This window comes from Polyangiaceae bacterium, from assembly GCA_020633235.1.
Lineage (GTDB): Bacteria > Myxococcota_A > Polyangia > Polyangiales > Polyangiaceae > JACKEA01.
On sequence record JACKEA010000006.1, the window covers coordinates 95,722 to 112,345 of the forward strand.

The 16,624-nt window shown below is 67.1% G+C and carries 14 protein-coding genes; 6 read left to right on the plus strand and 8 right to left on the minus strand.

The window, feature by feature from the left end:
* The first annotated feature begins 44 nt into the window (after window positions 1-44).
* From H6717_30155 to H6717_30170, 4 genes are all read left to right on the plus strand, one after another.
* Window positions 45-812 carry a class I SAM-dependent methyltransferase gene (locus H6717_30155; GenBank protein MCB9581332.1) on the plus strand — a complete coding sequence of 256 codons (768 nt, stop codon included), beginning with the start codon at window positions 45-47 and terminating at the stop codon, window positions 810-812.
* A 31-nt stretch (window positions 813-843) separates the two neighbouring features.
* Complete coding sequence (locus H6717_30160; protein MCB9581333.1) at window positions 844-1,398, plus strand: hypothetical protein; 555 nt, start codon at window positions 844-846, stop codon at window positions 1,396-1,398.
* A gap of 62 nt (window positions 1,399-1,460) precedes the next feature.
* Window positions 1,461-3,983 (plus strand): aldo/keto reductase, encoded by a 2,523-nt coding sequence (locus tag H6717_30165; GenBank protein MCB9581334.1) that lies wholly within the window; start codon window positions 1,461-1,463, stop codon window positions 3,981-3,983.
* A 176-nt stretch (window positions 3,984-4,159) separates the two neighbouring features.
* Window positions 4,160-5,632, plus strand: a complete 1,473-nt coding sequence (locus H6717_30170; protein MCB9581335.1) for a hypothetical protein — start codon at window positions 4,160-4,162, stop codon at window positions 5,630-5,632.
* Between the two features lie 46 nt (window positions 5,633-5,678).
* Here the strand turns inward: H6717_30170 and H6717_30175 are convergent, their stop codons facing one another.
* Complete coding sequence (locus H6717_30175) at window positions 5,679-7,289, minus strand: hypothetical protein (protein MCB9581336.1); 1,611 nt, start codon at window positions 7,287-7,289, stop codon at window positions 5,679-5,681.
* Between the two features lie 182 nt (window positions 7,290-7,471).
* Between H6717_30175 and H6717_30180 the strand changes: the two genes are divergently transcribed.
* Complete coding sequence (locus H6717_30180) at window positions 7,472-8,170, plus strand: hypothetical protein (protein MCB9581337.1); 699 nt, start codon at window positions 7,472-7,474, stop codon at window positions 8,168-8,170.
* On the opposite strand, the gene H6717_30185 is transcribed toward H6717_30180, so the two are convergent.
* The 3 genes from H6717_30185 to H6717_30195 all read right to left on the minus strand — a co-directional run bounded on the left by H6717_30185 (window position 8,161) and on the right by H6717_30195 (window position 10,097).
* The gene (locus tag H6717_30185; GenBank protein MCB9581338.1) at window positions 8,161-8,859 is read right to left on the minus strand and encodes an MBL fold metallo-hydrolase; all 699 of its coding nucleotides are present in this window, start codon (window positions 8,857-8,859) and stop codon (window positions 8,161-8,163) included. The genes H6717_30180 and H6717_30185 overlap by 10 nt on opposite strands.
* Window positions 8,860-8,869: 10 nt before the next feature.
* Window positions 8,870-9,370 (minus strand): pantetheine-phosphate adenylyltransferase, encoded by a 501-nt coding sequence (coaD, locus tag H6717_30190; protein MCB9581339.1) that lies wholly within the window; start codon window positions 9,368-9,370, stop codon window positions 8,870-8,872.
* 106 nt (window positions 9,371-9,476) lie between these two features.
* Complete coding sequence (locus tag H6717_30195) at window positions 9,477-10,097, minus strand: TetR family transcriptional regulator (protein MCB9581340.1); 621 nt, start codon at window positions 10,095-10,097, stop codon at window positions 9,477-9,479.
* Window positions 10,098-10,236: 139 nt separating this feature from the next.
* On the opposite strand from H6717_30195, the gene lspA reads away from it, so the two are divergent.
* Window positions 10,237-10,728 (plus strand): signal peptidase II, encoded by a 492-nt coding sequence (gene lspA, locus H6717_30200; GenBank protein MCB9581341.1) that lies wholly within the window; start codon window positions 10,237-10,239, stop codon window positions 10,726-10,728.
* Here the strand turns inward: lspA and H6717_30205 are convergent, their stop codons facing one another.
* The 4 genes from H6717_30205 to H6717_30220 all read right to left on the minus strand — a co-directional run bounded on the left by H6717_30205 (window position 10,729) and on the right by H6717_30220 (window position 14,284).
* The gene (locus tag H6717_30205) at window positions 10,729-11,553 is read right to left on the minus strand and encodes a sel1 repeat family protein (GenBank protein ID MCB9581342.1); all 825 of its coding nucleotides are present in this window, start codon (window positions 11,551-11,553) and stop codon (window positions 10,729-10,731) included. It lies immediately after the preceding gene.
* A 17-nt stretch (window positions 11,554-11,570) separates the two neighbouring features.
* Complete coding sequence (locus tag H6717_30210) at window positions 11,571-12,899, minus strand: WD40 repeat domain-containing protein (GenBank protein ID MCB9581343.1); 1,329 nt, start codon at window positions 12,897-12,899, stop codon at window positions 11,571-11,573.
* Window positions 12,900-12,991: 92 nt separating this feature from the next.
* The gene (locus H6717_30215) at window positions 12,992-13,933 is read right to left on the minus strand and encodes a hypothetical protein (GenBank protein MCB9581344.1); all 942 of its coding nucleotides are present in this window, start codon (window positions 13,931-13,933) and stop codon (window positions 12,992-12,994) included.
* An 18-nt stretch (window positions 13,934-13,951) separates the two neighbouring features.
* Window positions 13,952-14,284, minus strand: a complete 333-nt coding sequence (locus H6717_30220; GenBank protein MCB9581345.1) for a hypothetical protein — start codon at window positions 14,282-14,284, stop codon at window positions 13,952-13,954.
* Window positions 14,285-16,624: the final 2,340 nt, after the last annotated feature.

Below are 16,624 nucleotides of genomic sequence, written 5' to 3' on the forward strand. Positions count from 1 at the left end.
GCCGTGCAGTATCCGACGGACCCGCGCGCTAGTCTATTCGGGCCATGCCCGGGTCGTTTGCATTTGGTTGGGACGCCGCGGAAACAGCCCGGACGTACGAGCACTTCTGCGAGCGGCACGACCGGTACCGCCGCGCCAACGCGGAGCTCTTGACCGACGCGGAGCTCTTTTCCGCAGCGCAGGTCCTCGACTTTGCTGCCGGCACGGGGCGGACGGCGGAGGCGGCACTGAAGACCCTCGGTAGCGACGGCCGCGTGCTGTGCGTCGAGCCGGCGCGGGCCATGCGCGCGATCGGCCAGCGGCGCGTGACGGACCCGCGGGTCGCGTGGTTTCCGGAGCTTCCCGCCGAAGGAACGTTCGATCGCGTGCTGTGCGGCGCCGCGCTGTGGCAGATGGACGAGATCGAACGTGTCGTAGCGGAGCTTTCCGCGCTCGTACGTCCAGGTGGACGGCTGTGCTTCACGCTGGTCGCGAGCTACGTCGGCGCCGCGGAGGGGGACGACGGCATGGCCGCGTTTGCACCCGCGCTGGCACGCCTGGCGAAGGGGCGCGCCCCGCGCGCGGAGGCGAGCTTCGCCGCGCCCACCCTCGAACGGATCCTGGCGGCCCTGTCGCCATTGCGCGCCACCACTCGGCCCTTCACGCACCGGCAGACCGCGGAAGAGTACCGCGATTGGCTGAAGATCCCGGTGCTGACGGACGCGCTCCTGCCGGATCTCTCGCCCGACGAGCGCGCGCGTCGCATCGACGCCGCCTTCGCGGGGCTGAGGGCGGAGCGGGAGGAGACGTGGATCGTGGTGACGGCGACGTAGCGGGATCATCGATGTACACTCCCCCCTCGCGATGGCGTGGTGGGACAAGCTCAAGGGGTGGTTGGCGAGCGGGACGGACGTCCCCGAAGTCGCACGAGACGAGGCGAGCGAATCGGACGTACGAAGTGAGGCGGCGGCGGGCGAGCCGGTGCGATCCGACACCGAGATCGAGCGCGAAGCGCGCGCGCTGTTCACTGCCGGCGACTCAGCGGGTGCCATTGCTCTGCTGCGTAACGCGGCCGTGCTCTTCGCTGCGCACCAAGATTCCGACTTACCCTGTCTCTGCGCTGGCTGTCTCGAGCCCGAGCTTGCCGGTGCCGAGCACGACGGCATCCGCTACGTGCGGGAGTTCACCATCGCGAGCCATCGCGTGCTGTTCTTCTGGATGCCGGAAGAGCTCGCAGCGAATGCCAAACAGGTTCGCAAGTCGCTGCGGGCGGAGCTCCGGCGCCAACTGGACCGACGAGCGAGGCAGGTGGACAAGCCCCGGACGGGCATCAATCCCTTCACCAAGGAGCGCATCGAGATTCCGCCCCGGCGGCCGCGCCCTGTGACCAATCCGTTCATCGGGGAGAAGGTTGGGTGACTGAGTCGCGTCGCGAGCGGATCGAGCATATCCGAAGGCTCCAACCGAGTCGTGTGGAGGACATGTTCGAGCTCCGTGACGCGATCCTCTGCGATCGCAATGCCTCGGTGCGCGCGGTGGCCTTGCTGCGACTCAAGGGCCCGGCCGCGCGGGCGTGCCTGCCGTACGTGCGGGAAGCCGCCGTTGATCGGGCGCCGACCGTACGCGAGGCCGCGTTTGCGGTACTGGCTCGAGCCCGCGACACCGAGTCTCTGAATAGGGCCGAGGCGGCCTGTCGTTACGATCGCTCGTTCCGGGTTCGGCGTGCCGCGACGCTCTTTGCGGCACGCAGCTGCGGAGCGGCGGGGCAGAACGTGCTGCGGCTCGCTGCCGCGGACCCGTTCTGGCGGGTTTCCGTGGTTGCCCGTCGCGAGCTCGCGAGACTGGGCATGGAGCTCGAGCTCGATGCGCCCCCCGAGCCCCCATTCACTCCGTTCGAGGGCGGTGATCCGGATCCCGCCGTCGTGGCCGCGCGTCTCGCGCGCGCCGTCGAGCCTCTAGAGCTGCGCGGGCTGCTCGCCGCTCTGGGTCACTCCCACGAGTCGCTGCGGCGCTTCGCAGTCAAGACCATTGCCGCATCCGGTTCACTCGACGTCCTGATCGAAGCCACCCGCTGGTTCGACGACGAGCGCTTTGCCTACGGTCCCGAGGCGGCGCAGGCGACGCTGGCGCGGGCCGGAACGTTGGGTAACGATGCGGCGCGCGCGGTGTTGCAGTGCGAATCCGCTTCCTCGGGCGCGCTTTCGTGGGCGCTGTCTGCCACGCCCCAGGCGCTGGACTGGCGGCAGTTGGAAGCGCTGGCCGTCCATGCGGACTCTCGCGTGCGCCGCGCCGCGGTCGCCCGTCTGCCCGAAGTGGCGCCGCACAGAGATGCATTGTTTTCACTGATGCGGCAGCTGCTCAGCGATGCCGATGGACTCGTCCGCGAGCATGCCGCCTTCTGGTTGGCTCGCACGAAGAGCCGCGACGCCCGGGCCGCGCTCCTCGAGCTCGATCCCTCCGAGCAGCTCACGCCCGTGCGAGCATTGCTCGTAGAGCTCCACGCGGATCTGCATCACTTCGACGGACTTCGCTCACTGGCCTCCGACGCGCACGTCGCCGTCCGAGCGCCCGCCCTTCGCGCACTGAGTGAAGCACGGTGTCTTTCGTCCGGCGAGCTCGATGCCGCCGAAGCCGACCCGGACCCGTGGGTTCGGGCTGCGGTGGTCGCTCAAGAGCGCGCGTTCAAGGGCCTTGCGGATGCTTCGTCCCTCGTGCGTCGTGCCGCGCTCGACATCGCGGAAGACGACGTGCGCACCCACTGGGCGCTCCACGATGGCTTTCGCGATGTCGAACCGTCCATGCGAGCGGAGGCCGCACGCATCGCTGCACACGACGCGAGTGACGCCGCGGCCCTGGCATTGCTCGCGCTCGCACGCGACGGGGACTTCGGAGTCCGCGGCTTTGCCGTCGAGACGCTCTACGATCGATTGCCGCAGTTGCGCGCCCTGCTCACCGCCGGCACGCCCACGGCCGATCAACGTGTCGCACTGTACACGGCACTGCGCCTCGGCGGTGAGCGCGATCTGCCGGATGACGTCGACCCCAACGTCGCCGCGCACATCGCGCTCTTGCAGGACGTCGAATCGGGTGGCGTTTCTCGCGTCCCCGTACAGCGGGTGGTCGCCGCGGAGACCAAACGCGAGCTCCCGACGGGGCCACGCCGCCCTCTCGGAAACAGCGGGATCGTCGTCGGCCCGTTCGGGCTTTCCGGCGCATACGACTTGCGCCGGCGCGACTTCGCCTTGGCCAGGGAGCGCGGCGTCAATCTGTACTTCTGGGAGCCGACCCACTTCGAGTTGGCCCGTTTCCTGAGAACGCGGGAAGGAAGGGATTCGATCGTCGTCGCCGGGACCTACGAGGCCGATCCGAATCTCATCGAAAAGGACGTCCGGCGCGTGCTCAGGGCGCTACGGCGTGATTCCATCGACGTGTTCCTCGCCTTCTGGACTCGATCGTCCACGCGGCTCGACGAGATCGCGGAGTCGTTCGAAGCTCTGCAACGCCGCGGCTTGATCCGCGCGCGTGGCATCTCCACTCACGACCGTTCGTTGGCGTGCGAGGCGTCGGCACGCGGCCTCGAAGTCGTAATGGTGCGGCACAACGCGGCGCACCGCGGCGCTGAAGCGCACGTGTTCCCCGACTGCGTTCGCCGTGGTACCGGTGTGCTCACGTTTTCGAACCTCTGTTACGGCCGCATGCTCCAGCGCACACCGGTACGGCTCTCAGCTCCCGTGACGGCGCCCGATTGCTATCGCTACTCGCTTTCGCAGCCGGGGGTGAGCGCCTGTGTGGCGGCACCGCGTCGCTACCGCGAGCTGATCGAGAACCTGGAGGTGCTCTCGACTCCGGAGCTGGAGTCCGGCCGGGCGCGGGAATTGCGTGAGCACGGCGACCACGTCTACGAGCGATCAAAGGGTTGGCGCGTCGAGAGCGCTCCACCCCAGGAGCAGCGGGTTCCACTTCTCGAACCGGCGCACTTCGAGGCCACCGCAATGCACCCGTGATACAGTTCGCTGGCCCTCCCGTGTTATTCCCTGAGCTAGCTATTCGTCCGCGATGTTCCGTCGCGGCTGATCATCACCGGCATTCTTCGCACGGTCGACACGCGGGCCGCACAGCGGCTCGTTTCCCGCGTTCGTTCCTGCTGAGCAAGTAGATCGGGTAACCGGGAGGGCACTCGATGGACGTCGCGACGCTGATCTCGAAGCTCTACCCCCTGCTTGACGATCCCGTCGCGAACAGCAGCACCATCCTCTCTCTGCTGCGGCGAGGCGGAGGCCTCGCGGAGTACGAGGTTGCGCGCTCCCTGGTTTCCAAGCGTACGGAACCCATGGTGCGGCAGATGTTGGCGGACCCGGATCCCGTGGTCCGCCGTCGGGCCGTGCGCTGGGTTCAGCTCACCTTTGCGTACTCGCCAGCGGTCAGGATCGTGCGCAACGCCGCCAAGGACCGCTCACGCATGGTGCGCAGTGCCGCCTTTCGAGCGGCTCGCGCGTTGCGGGTGACGGACGTGGCGCTACCGGCGCGTCGCCTCGCCAAGGTTCCTGCGACCACGCAACGCGAGGGCATCAACCCGTTCACCCGGGAACGGATGGTCATTGCGGCAAGGTCGCCAAGTGTCAGGGAAATCCGCGGATACGCGCCCGCGGGCTGGCACTTCGGCCTATTTCGGGCACGCCCGCCGAGCCGTAGACCAGCGCCCCCCCTCGCCGCCTTGAAGGGGAGACAAGACGTTCTCGAGCTATTGGGCGTGTCCGAGCAGGAGGTGACTCGTTTGCTGCGGCCCGGCTCTGGGCCTGGCACTTCCTACGTGGCCTTCGAGATCCCCAAGGCCAGCGGTGGCGTCCGAACGCTGCATGCTCCCAAGCACGTCCTAAAGCGGCTACAGCGCAAGATCGCGACCGAGCTCTTGGATCCGATCGAGCCTCATGCGGCGGCTCACGGTTTCGTTCGTGGTCGTTCTACCGTGACCAACGCGCAGCCGCATGTGAACGCACGGCTGTTGGTAAAGATGGACATCGCGGACTTCTTTCCGACGGTTCACTACGGTCGCGTCGTCGGATTGCTGGAACATCACGGTGCGGGAAAAGAAGCTGCCAAGCTCCTTGCGGCCATCACCACGTATCGCCCCAAGCTCCCGGATGGGCGAGTCTCGTGGCCCAGCGTGCTGCCCCAGGGAGCGCCCACGTCGCCCGTGCTCTCGAATCTCGTTTGTCGACGCCTCGATGCACGACTCACCGCGCTGGCCGCAAGGCTCGGCGCCACCTACACGCGCTACGCCGACGATCTCACCTTCTCCTTCCAGGGTGATCCCGAGCAGGGGCTTGGCCGCTTCTTCTGGTGGGTGAATCAGATCCTCCATCAGGAGGGGTTCATCGAGAACATTGGTAAGCGCCGCGTGCACAGACCGTCGGGTCAAATGCGCGTGACAGGGCTGGTCACCAATCAGGGCCTCTCCGTACCGCGGGAGGAAAGGCGTAGGTTTCGCGCGATCCTCCACGCTTGCGAGCAACGCGGTGTCAGCTCCGAGACCACCGGCCATAGTGAACCCCGCGCCTACCTGCTCGGGTTCGCTGCCTACGTCGAGATGGTGCAACCCGAGGTTGGTAAGAAGCTGCGCGCTCAGGTGAAGCGGCTCCTGGCAAAGAGCTGATTTGCTGCGCGACGGGATTCGCGCCGCACCAACATCCAGCTGGTGCTCAGGAGGTCCATGCTCGACGCCTTCTCAGCAACACCACGCCCAGTAATGCGAGCGCGCTCGCGGCCCAGGGCGTGCCTCCGGCATTTGGCTGCGACAGGGAGCAGCCGCCCGCGGTGGCCGTGTCGGGGCTCGAGTCCGCGTCGCCATTGAAGCCGTCGTCCTCGAAGTCCGCGTCGTCCATGGTCTCGTCGGGATCTTCGTCGCCGTCGAGCAGCTCGATGCCATTATCTGCGTTCTCGCTGCCGTCTTCCGCGTTCCACTCCTCCGCCGCCGTCGTGCCGCCGCTGCCCGTCGCGCCGCCGCTGCCCGTCGCGCCGCCGCTGCCCGTCGCGCCGCCTTTGCCGCCGGAACCGGGGTGCGGATCCGGGACGTCGCACGCCTGGTAGTCGTGGTCGAGGTACTTTGCGGGCTTGCAGTACGTCTGGGCGACGGACTTGCACATGGCGGCGCTGTCGATGTTGGCGGAGAGCTTGTGGCTCTTTCCGTCGCTGCACCACACCCGGCAGCCGCACGCCTGCTTCGGCAGCTCGCAGCTCACCACCTTGAGCGACAGATCCACCTTGGGACCGAAACCGTGGGAGTGCTTGCCCCACGGCTTGCTGTAGTCGCGGAGGCGCCAGCGCGAGTGATAGATGCCCGGCTTGTTGGGCGCCTTGCCCTTGATGGCGCCCTGTACGAACGTTGTCTTGCGGCAGCCGTTCTTGTTGCTGCAGTTCTTCGCCTTGCGATCACCGCGCACCACGCTGTTCGCATCGTTGCGCAGGCTGTAGCGCTTGTGCCCCGTGATGCGATCCTTCTTGCCGTTGGCGGTGACCAGGAACACGTCGTTGCCGATGTGCTGGCCGCGGCCCTTCACGTCGCGCCACACGGCGGTGCCCACGTTCTTGAAGGTGAAGGACATCTTCACCGTGTCGCCCGCGCAGGCGATGTAGTCGGCCTTCTTGCCGTGGTAGCGGCGCGCGTTGCTCCACTTCCGTGTGGCCTTGGCCTTCAGCGTCTTTTCGACCGTGATCTTGTTGTAGCGGATGGCGTGGAACGTCTCGCCCTTGGAGGAGACGCTGATGATGGCGCCGTTCAGGGAAACGTCGGAGCTGAACTGGTGCGCATAGTTCGGAGTGGCGCTACAGCCAGGCTCCTCGATGAACACGGCGCTCTTGCCCTTCTGCACCCAGTTCTTGAACAGCATCACGTGGCCGTCGTTGTTCACCGCGTCTCCGGGGCGCAGGTCGATGGCCTTGATCACGTGTGTCACCGACGTGTTGAAGGGTGCGAAGCCCAACGTGGTGAGCCCCGGCGCCGGCAAGCCCCAGGACCAGGACACCAGTCCGGAGCAATCCGAGCGGTACGGGTCCCACTTCGGGTTGTTCTGACGGCTACAGGTGCTGGAGCAGGCGACGTCGTAGTCGTGAGCGTGATTGGGCGCCTGACAGTACTTGAGCTTGGCGTTCACCCACTCCATCGCGCGCTTCACGGCGTCGTCGGAAGAGATGGCCTGTGCGGCCTTGGCCACTTCTTCTTCGTCCGAGACGTAGGCGTCCCCGGGGCTCCCGCCGCAGGCGGCCAGGGAAAGGACGGCGATGAGCGCTGCCGCGACGAGCTTCTTGACCATGCGGCGTGCGAATGCACGCTCCGTTCCGACGCGGAATATCCGCGCTGGAGCGGTTCCGCGCCGAACACACAAAAACAAGCAAACAGCAGCAGGGATGCCGTTCCGGCGATCGACGGTGTCAGAACATGTTAGCGGATGGCTGACACGGCGAGCGGCGCTTCCGATGAGATACAATCGCCTGCATGTGGGGCCGAGCCATCGTTCTGCTCGTGCTCGCGCTTTCCGGCTGCAGCGTCACCAGCGACTTGAACGACCTCAAGGGTGGCGTGGCGATGGACGCGGGCACGCAACAAGACGCGGCGGAGGAGTCGGCGCTCAGTTGCACCCCGGGAGGGTCGGCGTGCCAGTCCACCGCGGGCTGCTGCAGCGGCGTGTGTCTGGCGGACGACACTTGCGCCAGCTGCAAGCCGGAGGGCTCGACCTGCGGCGCGGACTCCGAGTGCTGCGCAGGGCTTGGTCAGGCGTGCTCCAACGGCGTGTGCTCGGGGTGCCTGCCAGTGCAGGCGAGCTGCAAGCTCGGCAGCGATTGTTGCTCCGGAGTGTGCGGCTTGGATCAGTGTCGCGCGTGCGGCGCACCGGGAGACGCCTGCGATCTGGCCACGCCTTGCTGCTCGGGCTCGGTGTGCAACGGTGGCGTGTGCACCACGTCGCCCTGCGAGAAATGCATGACGGCGAGCTGCCAGACCGAGCTCGATCACTGCGATAGCGTGCCCGAGTGCGCCGCCATTCGGCAGTGTCAAAACGACTGTGCGAACACTGGGCGCGACCCGCAGAGTTGCTTGCAACAATGCTTCGCCGCCCACCCGGACGGCACCGACGCCTTCAACGAGCTGCTGGCGTGCGTGCTGTCGAGCTGTTTGTCGATCTGCGGTCAGCCTTGAAGCACGTCGCCCTGGCGCAGCACGCGGATGGTGCTCGCGTGCGCGTCGAAGAAGTCCGGATAGTGGATCAGGCGCATCTTTTCTCGTAACGCTGCCGGCAATTCCGCCAAGCGTTCGTAGGGCGTGTGCGCGGGGCCCAAGTTGGTCTCGTGCACGATGACGTTGGCAGGCTCGAGGAACTCGATGAGTGAGGGATCGAACGCGGTGTCGGCCGAGTACCCCAGGGAGTGGCCGTCGGCTTCGATGAACAGCGCCGTGGTGGGGATGTGATGCAGCGTGCGCCGCGTGCGAATGCGAAACGGGCCCACCTCCGCGCAGCGTTCCCACGGCAGCGCCCGCGCGTCGAAGTAGTCCGCGAAGCGCATCTCGCGAGTGCGCTGACCGTCGTACAGCTCGGACATGCTCGCCGCCAGGCGCCGAGGCCAAATGTCCGCGAGCACCTCCGGTGAGGCGTACAAGCTCAGACGCTTGTCTTCCGCGAAGTGCTTGAAGAAGCCGTAGCCCTCGAGGCCGTTCACGTGGTCGCCGTGCAGGTGGGTGATGAGCACGTGGTCCACGTCTTTGGCGTGCGACTTGGCGAGCACCCGGCGGTAGCTGTCGGGGCAGTCGATGGCCAAGCGAAAGCCGTCGTACTCCACGAGCAGCGCCGAGGTGTCGTAGAGCTCGGAGAACGCGTCGCCCACGCCCAGGGCCGTGACCTCAAAGCGCGCCAAGGGACCCCCTGCGCGCGAGCTTCGCCGAGAGCGCCCGCGCCACGTTGGGTGTGCACAGCTCGGAGAGGTCGGCCCCGGCTTCCGCGAGCTGCTTCAGCCGGCTCGAGCTCACCTCCGAAAGCGCCGGATCCGCCGGCACGAAGAAGGTGGTGATCTCCGGCGCCAGCTGGTGATTCACGTTGGCCAGCGAAATCTCCGCCTCGATGTCGGTCACGCCGCGCACTCCGCGCACGAGAAATCGCGCATTCACCTGGCGCGCGAGCTCCACCACCAAGCCGTCCGTTTGCGCCACCTCCACGTTTTCCAGTTGGCAGCTGCACTCGTGCAGCAGTGAGACTCGCTCCACCGGCGTGAGCAGCGATCGCTTTGCGGGGTTGTCCGCGACGACGACGAACAACAGGTCGAAAGTCCGCGCCGCGCGTTCCACCACGGAGAGGTGTCCGCGGGTCACGGGATCGAAGCTGCCGGCGTAGACGGCTATGCGCATGACCGAGCCTCCAGTCCAGGTTCATGGTCTTGTTGGTCCGCCGCGGGAAAGAACCGGACGACCGCCACGAGGGCCAGCGCGGCGACAAGGATCAACGCTCCGGGCTTCATGACGCGAGCTCCGGGAGCGATGCCCCCAGCAAGCCTTCCGCCATGCGCAGGGTGGACCGCGCGGCGCTGCCACGGGGGATGCAGCTCCGCGCGGTGGCAGCGAGCACGAAGTAGCCCTGTATGCTGGCGACGATGGCGGCGGCGGCCGCGACGGGATCCTCCGCGTGAAGCTCTCCCGCGGCGATGCCGGCGCGGAGGATGGTGCTCACGAGCTCCACCAGATCGCACACGGCGCGCTCGTACTCGAGCTGCACCTTCGGCTGCCGCAGCGCCTCCCCACTGAGCAAGATCCAACACGCGAGGGCCTCGGGATCCGCGGACTTGCCGAGACCCAAGTGGAAGTCGACGAAGGCCGACACCTGGTGGGCGGCGGAGCCGTCGAGCGCTGCGAGATGCTCGAGCAAGCGCTCGCGATGGCGCTGGACGACCCGCGCGAGAGCGACCAGCAAGATGTCGAGCTTGCTCTGGAAGTGGTAGTGCACGAGACCCGGCGTGAGCCCCGCGCGCTTCGCGATGTCCGCGATGGAGGCGCCGTCGTACCCGCGCTCCGCCATTACTCCGATCAGGGCGTCTGCGATCTGGGCCCGGCGGGCTTCGGTGTTGGAGGGGCGCGGCACGATCTTAACTTGGTTGGTTGACCAACCAATATATGAGGCCTGAAACAAAGGCTGTCAACTCACCAAGAAAGCCCGTTGAAATGCCAGCGCTTCTCTCACCAAGGAGGAATACCTACGGCCCTTCCCGGGTTTCTCGTCCATGCGCGGGCGAATATTTGCGGTGATCGCGGCGGTCTCGCTGCTGGTTGGCTGTGACCACACCACCAAGCACCTGGCGGAGACGTCCCTGCGCTACAGCGGTCCCAAGGTGCTCGTTCCTGGCGTGCTCGACTTGAGCTACGTGCAGAATCACGACGTCGCCTTCAATTTGCTCAGCTGGATGCCGACCACCTGGCGCGCACCGCTGTTGCTGGCCATCGGCGTGCTGGCCGTGGTGGGCCTCGTGGTCTGGCTCGCCAAACGGCGCAGCGCGCCGCCGCTACAGGCCGTCGCCGTAGCGCTGATCTTGGCCGGCGCTCTCGGCAACACGGCGGACCGCTTGCTGCGCGGCTACGTGGTGGACTTCATCCACGTGCACCGCTGGCCGGTGTTCAACGTGGCGGACATCGCGGTCGTGGTTGGAGTGATCTTGCTGCTCATCGGGCCCAAGATCACGGAGTGGCGTTCCCGCGCCGCACCAACACCCTCATGATCAAAGGCAGACACGGGCGTCATCAATGCAAGACTGCTTGCCCTTGCAACGCCGTTTGACCCTCTCGCAGGCGAGCTCGCGGTAGTCCGCGGCCTTCTCCGTGTCCTGCTTCACGCCCCAGCCATTGCGATAGGCCTCCGCCGTCTGGATGCAAGGGCTGTCGTCCTCCGTGTGATTGCACAGGGACTCCTCGAGCTGTGCGGCGAAGGGGCGCTTGCGGGACTCGGGCAGCCAGCGATACAGGTGGAAGAGCTCGTAGCAGGCGGCGCCGTAGCCCAGGCGACAGCTCCGCTCGAGCAGGTCCATACCGCGCTGCTTGGGCGTGCCACGCACGAAAGTGAGGCCGAGGCGTAGGCAGCCCGGCGCATAGTCCGCGTCGCACTGTTTTTGGCAGTCGGCAAACTCGTTCGGCGGCGCGGGGGTGTCCCAACGGGGGACGCGTCGGACCTTGCCGGGCTTGCCGCAATGCATTTGGCACATGAGGTCGCGCGGGCTGCAGCCGCAGATGGGACGGAGGTCTTGTTTGCTGCCCGCGTTGCCACAGCGGCCGGCGGGGATCTTGCTCTGCGAGACGCAGCCCTTTTCGTCGGTCCAGGTTTCCGCTGGATGACAGAACGTGTCGGGCTTGCCCCAGCGGGAGAAATCGATGTCGATGCGGGGCACGCTGCTCACCGGGGGCGAAGCGCTGGCGCTCGCCGTGGTGGGCGGCGGAAGCGGCGTGCTGACGGTAGCGGTGGCGGGCGGAGAAGGCTCGGGCTGCGCCGCCGGGGGCGCTGGCGACGTGCAGCCCGCCGCGAGGACGAGAGCGAGCGCGGCGGGCTTCATGACGCTCAGTTTAGTCGCTACGGCGCTTGCGTCACCACGAAGCTCCGACCGCAGGAGCGGGTGGCCAGGTCGAAGATGCAGATTTCGTGGTCACTCTTGCGAAGGAACAGCGCGCTGTCGTCCGCGGCAATGTTGATGTTCTTGGCCTCGAAGCCGGTCTCGATTTCGCTGGTTTGCGCGTCATCCACGTTCAGGTCGTAGAGCAGGCTCTGGAGCACGTAGGCGTGCTTCGAGTCGCTGCTGATGACGAAATTGTCGAGGGTGATCTGCGGACCTTGGATGTGGTGGAACGTGCGGCTGGTGACGTCGAACAGGCGCGCGCCCTCGCTCTCCACGTAGGCGGAGTCGACCAAGAGCACGTTGCCGTTGGGGGTGATGGCGAAGCGCGGGAGCTTGGACCCCGCTTCCGCGAACTCGTACTTCAGCGTGGCGGTGTCGATCAGCATCAGGTGATAGCGCTCGGCCGAGCTCGTGGGCGCCTGGCTCGGGTCGTCGAACAGCGAGAGATCGACGGCGTCGCGATCCAGGAACGCGACCGCGGTGGTGCCGTCCGGCGACAGGGCTACGGGGCCGAAGCCGGGTAGGTTGTGATCGAAGCCCTCCTTGCCGGGGCTCAGATCGATCACACTGATGGGATCCTTCTGGCAGGTGGTCGGCGCCAAGAGTGCCCGCGTCGCGTCGCCGCTCACCGCCAGGCGATCCGCGCAGTTGGGTACCGTGATCGTGGTCTTGGCCTGCGTCTCCAGGTTCAAGATGGTCACGCGCGTGGAGGGCGCATCGCCGTCCCACTCGTTGAGCTCCACGACGATGGCGCGCTGGTCGTCCGGAAGGATCTGCACGTCCACCAGGGCTTGCGGGAAATCGAAGCTACCGAGCTCCTTGCCCGTCTGGGCGTCGAGGATCTCCACGTCCTGCAGCTGCGCCGCCACCACGAAGCGGTCGTCCTTGGAGGACATCAGGCGCGTCTTCGCGCTGTCCGTGTCGGACACCGCGGTGTGCCACAACACTCGGCGATCGTTCACGTCTACCGCGAGGATCTCGTCGCTCGCACTGGAGCCCACGTACACCACGGGTCGCTGTTTGGAGAACGCGAGGCGCTCCGGCGAGCTCACCGGCAAGCCGCTCACCTTGCCGCTGTCGACGTCGCCCACGGCGAGGCCGTCTCCCCGGCGAAACAGGACATAGTTCCCCACCGGGGCAACCGCGATGTCCCCAAACCCCAGCGCCACACCCCCGGGTTCGTCCCCGACGCCGTGCTGATTCTCGTTGGCGCCGCCGCCTCCGCACGCGAGCAGCGCGCCGACCAGCAGGGTGAGGGCCCCCGTAAGCTCGAAACGATTAAGCATAAGCCACCTCCACGGGTAGCTACAGCAAGCGTCGTGCCGAGCGATTCGCGCAGGGGTTCGCAGTGCGCGGGCGCAGGACCGCGGCAGTCCGGTCAGCGGGTGTTGCTCGGGCGCACACTCTGGACGACCAGGAATGGACCGGCGCGCCCGACGAGCTGGGTCCGTCCCAAGTAGTCGCGCATCTCGACGTGCTTGTCCTCACCGACCCAGGTGCGCAAGAGCCCTGGGATTTCCAGCGCGTGCCAGCGGGGCTGGTCGAACAGTGCGCGGAACACGTCCGCGAGCGTCCCTCCGCCCGACGGGAGCGCCTTGCCGTCCATGGCGTCGTGCAGTGCCTTGCCCTGTTGAAATGAAAGCGACGGACCGCGCTTTCGGATCTCGCCGAGCTTTCCGAAAGACACGACGTCGCCGTCCGCCAACGCCGCGTGCACCTGGTCCACGAATGCTTGCAGTGCCGACGCTTCGACCACCTCCGAGGCGGGGATCACCACGTCGGGCACGTTCTCGTGGTCCTTCGCCGGCTTCCACGGGTCCTTCGCCTCACGCTCGGCCGCGGTGAGCCAAGCTTCGATCCAAGCGTCGAAGGTGAGCCCATCTTCCGGACGCAAACCGCAGCGGTTCGCGCGATCGTCCACCCAGATCTTGCCGCGCTCCGCGCCCGCCGTGACCAGCAGCGCGAGGATGCCGCAGCCGAGATCCGACACGGGCATCGCTCCCGGAAGCTTCCCAGCGTGCTTGTCGACCTCCGCGGTGTACGGGAAGTCCTTTCCCAGCGGGCCGAAGCGCCGCTTCCAGGGTTTCGGACCACCGCCATTGTCCAGCATGCCGGGGGTGAACAGCCCGTTGCCCGGTCCCGCGCCGCTCGCGCCCACCTCCAGGAGCCAGCGTCGGTATTGCTCCGGAAGCGCGCCGCCATGGCTCTTCTCGAACTTCCGCACCTCGTCTTCCGACCAAGGCTCCGCCAGCTGCCATTTGTGGTGCGCTGCTCCGAACACGCTCATGGCGTTCGCGAGCTTCTCGATGCGCTGCTTCATGCGTCGATACTAGCGACGTCAGCCTTCAGGGGGCGCCCAAATCAGAAGCAGCTGCCCCTCGTCCATGTCGAAGCAAGCGATCAGTGTGTCGAAGGCCTCCGAAAAGCTCACCTGCCAACACGTGGTGCCGGCCGCCAGGTTCGCGATGTCCCCGTACAACAGCGACGTCGAGTACTCCGTCTCCGAGAGCGTGTCCTCGACGGTGTGGCGGAGCTCGCCGCAGTCGCCAGATCGCGCCGAAGGATTGCCGCGCCCGTGGGTCATCACCTCGTCCCAGCGCTGTGCCGCCGTCGGATGCGAAGACTCCAGCGCCGTCCGTACCCGTGGCCACAGCTTCTTGAAGCGGCGCACCGCCTCGGCCGCATCGGCAATCGGACCTGTCGGCGCGATGGCGGGAGACGCCGAACGCGGCGGAGTCGTCCGCGGCGGTGTGCTGGGCGCTGGGCGTACCGAAGGGCTGGGCGTTGGGGTGGGGCGCGGCGGAGAGGTCGGGCGTGGCGCGACGCTCGGCGCCGGGGACGGGCGTGGCGCGACGCTCGGCGCCGGTGGCGATCCGCACGCCACGAGCAAGATGGTTCCGGTCCAAGTCAGCCCAGCCGGCCTCATACGTCGGGACTATCCCATGTTCCTGGGGTTGTTGGTGCAGCGCGGAAACCCCGCCGAAAGGGCCCTTTCGCGCCGTCAACTTCGCCGCGCGCGCTCAGCACGTCACCTGCGACAGGAGCCGCCGCAACCGCGCTGGCGCGAGAGTCGGGGCCTGAGTCTTCGGCAATGGGGGGGCAGCCCGAAGACGCGCCGTCGCGCCGAACGAGACTAGCTCTCCTCCTGCGACAGGAGTCGTCGCACCCGCGCTGGCGCGGAAAATGGGGACGGGACCCCCAGGGGCTGAGGCCAGCGGCCGAAGCCGGTGCTCAAGCCCGTGCCCAGCTTCTCCACTGCGACAGTATCCGGCGCATCCGCGCCGCTCTCCAGCTATGGCAGCGTGCGACGCAGCCGCGCTGGCGCGGAAAATGGGGGCGGTGTCCCCCGAAGAGAGCTCGTGCTCGATGGAGTTCTCAGGCCTACGCTTCGGCCTCCGCTAGGGCAGTTGGGCCTAGCTCTCCTCCTGCGACAGGAACCGACGCACCCGCGCTGGCGCGGAAAATGGGGGCGGGTTCCCCGAGGCTGAGCTTGGCAGACCGAAGACGCGCGGTTGCGCCGAACGAGCCTAGCTCTCCTCCTGCGACAGGATTCGACGCAGCCGCGCTGGCGCGGAAAATGGGGGCGGTGTCCCCCGCTGAGCGAGGCCTGTGCTGAACATGGACCGGCAATTGCCTGCGGCCGTGGCGACAGAAAGTGTCGCAAGTGAGTTGCCTTCGGAAGAACGTGGTTCCGCGGCGAACCAAAAAAAGAACGATTCAGGTCGATTTCCTGCGCCCCGGGGTTGACAACTTTTGTAGCCACTTCGCCCGATCTTGCCGCTCGCGAGAATAGCGGCCCTTCCTCGCGCTGAGCCAAGCGCTCACGCGCGATCGCACGGTCAAACGCTTCGAGAGTCGTTCTTTCTCCGATCGCGCAACCTGAGCCAACCTCGAAGCAACGAAAACCCGATGATTATGTTTCCCCCATGCAACAACCCGAAATTTCGGCCTCAGGGCCGTCGCCGGATGGACAGTGGGGGGCCGCGACGCGGCCGAGCGCCGATGCAACTGAGGAGGGCACGCCCGCAGAGGCAGTGAATGCGGTGCCGAGCTCGCCGACGGGCATTGTAGAAGGTGGCGAAGCGGCACTGCGATCGCTGCACGGCGCGCTCGAAGGCGCCTCGCGGCTGCAAGGGAGCGGTGCGGATCCCTCGCCAACGAATGAGGAGTGCGCGAATTCGATACCGCGCACGGCACAAGGTGGCGAAGCGGCACGGCGCGCGCTGGCCGAAGACCGCGTTGGGAGGCCCCCACGGCCTGGTGTCGCTGCGGCCTCGCACGGCGAGGCTTTGCGGCCTGCGCCGATGGACCGGGACATCGCGGTCTCGCGAGCGTCGTCGGACTCGGCGACTTCGCGCGCTTCCTTCGACGACGTGGATAACGCGGAACTGCTCGAGTCGACGAAGCTCCTGGTCGGTCGCTCGAATGGGGTCACGGCACAGTTGCTCGCCCACTTGGCCGAGGTGGACGCGCGCAAGGCGTACCGCAAGATCGCGTGCGCCTCGCTCTACAAGTACTGCGTTTACGAGCTGCGCATGAGCGAGGACGAAGCGCAGCGTCGCGTGAAGGCGGCGCGCGCGGTGCGGCGGTTTCCGGTGCTGCTCGACATGCTTACGGATGCGTCCCTCCACCTGACGGGTCTCTTGCTGCTGGCGCCTCATCTCACCGAGGAGAACTGTGACGCCGTGCTCGAGCGCGCCAAGTTCCGCACCAAACGGGAGGTGCAGGAGCTCGTGGCGGAGATCGCGCCGCGGCCGGACGTCGAGCCGTCGCTCGCGCCCATCTTCAAGCCGAAGCACCGCGATCCGTTTCGCAAGCCGAGTTGGTCGCGATTCATGGCGGCGCTCGCAGGGCCGATTCGCGCCATGCAGGCGAGCAACGAGCCGTTCGGCGTGCCGACGGATCCTGACGGAACGCCTGCGCCGATCCCGGCGCCGCCGTCCCCCAACGCCCCACCGCTCACGGCAAAGGAGGGGCCGTTTCCGGTTCTCGAACCTTTGTCGCCCGGGCG

What these genes read in the sequence shown, in the direction of transcription:
- H6717_30165 (MCB9581334.1), top strand. Translation starts at nt 1,461, where the DNA reads ATGTTCGAGCTCCGTGACGCGATCCTCTGCGATCGCAATGCCTCGGTG.
- H6717_30170 (MCB9581335.1), top strand. Translation starts at nt 4,160, where the DNA reads ATGGACGTCGCGACGCTGATCTCGAAGCTCTACCCCCTGCTTGACGAT.
- H6717_30155 (MCB9581332.1), top strand. Translation starts at nt 45, where the DNA reads ATGCCCGGGTCGTTTGCATTTGGTTGGGACGCCGCGGAAACAGCCCGG.
- H6717_30175 (MCB9581336.1), bottom strand. Translation starts at nt 7,289, where the DNA reads ATGGTCAAGAAGCTCGTCGCGGCAGCGCTCATCGCCGTCCTTTCCCTG.
- H6717_30215 (MCB9581344.1), bottom strand. Translation starts at nt 13,933, where the DNA reads ATGAAGCAGCGCATCGAGAAGCTCGCGAACGCCATGAGCGTGTTCGGA.
- H6717_30205 (MCB9581342.1), bottom strand. Translation starts at nt 11,553, where the DNA reads ATGAAGCCCGCCGCGCTCGCTCTCGTCCTCGCGGCGGGCTGCACGTCG.
- coaD (MCB9581339.1), bottom strand. Translation starts at nt 9,370, where the DNA reads ATGCGCATAGCCGTCTACGCCGGCAGCTTCGATCCCGTGACCCGCGGA.
- H6717_30160 (MCB9581333.1), top strand. Translation starts at nt 844, where the DNA reads ATGGCGTGGTGGGACAAGCTCAAGGGGTGGTTGGCGAGCGGGACGGAC.
- H6717_30180 (MCB9581337.1), top strand. Translation starts at nt 7,472, where the DNA reads ATGTGGGGCCGAGCCATCGTTCTGCTCGTGCTCGCGCTTTCCGGCTGC.
- lspA (MCB9581341.1), top strand. Translation starts at nt 10,237, where the DNA reads ATGCGCGGGCGAATATTTGCGGTGATCGCGGCGGTCTCGCTGCTGGTT.
- H6717_30210 (MCB9581343.1), bottom strand. Translation starts at nt 12,899, where the DNA reads ATGCTTAATCGTTTCGAGCTTACGGGGGCCCTCACCCTGCTGGTCGGC.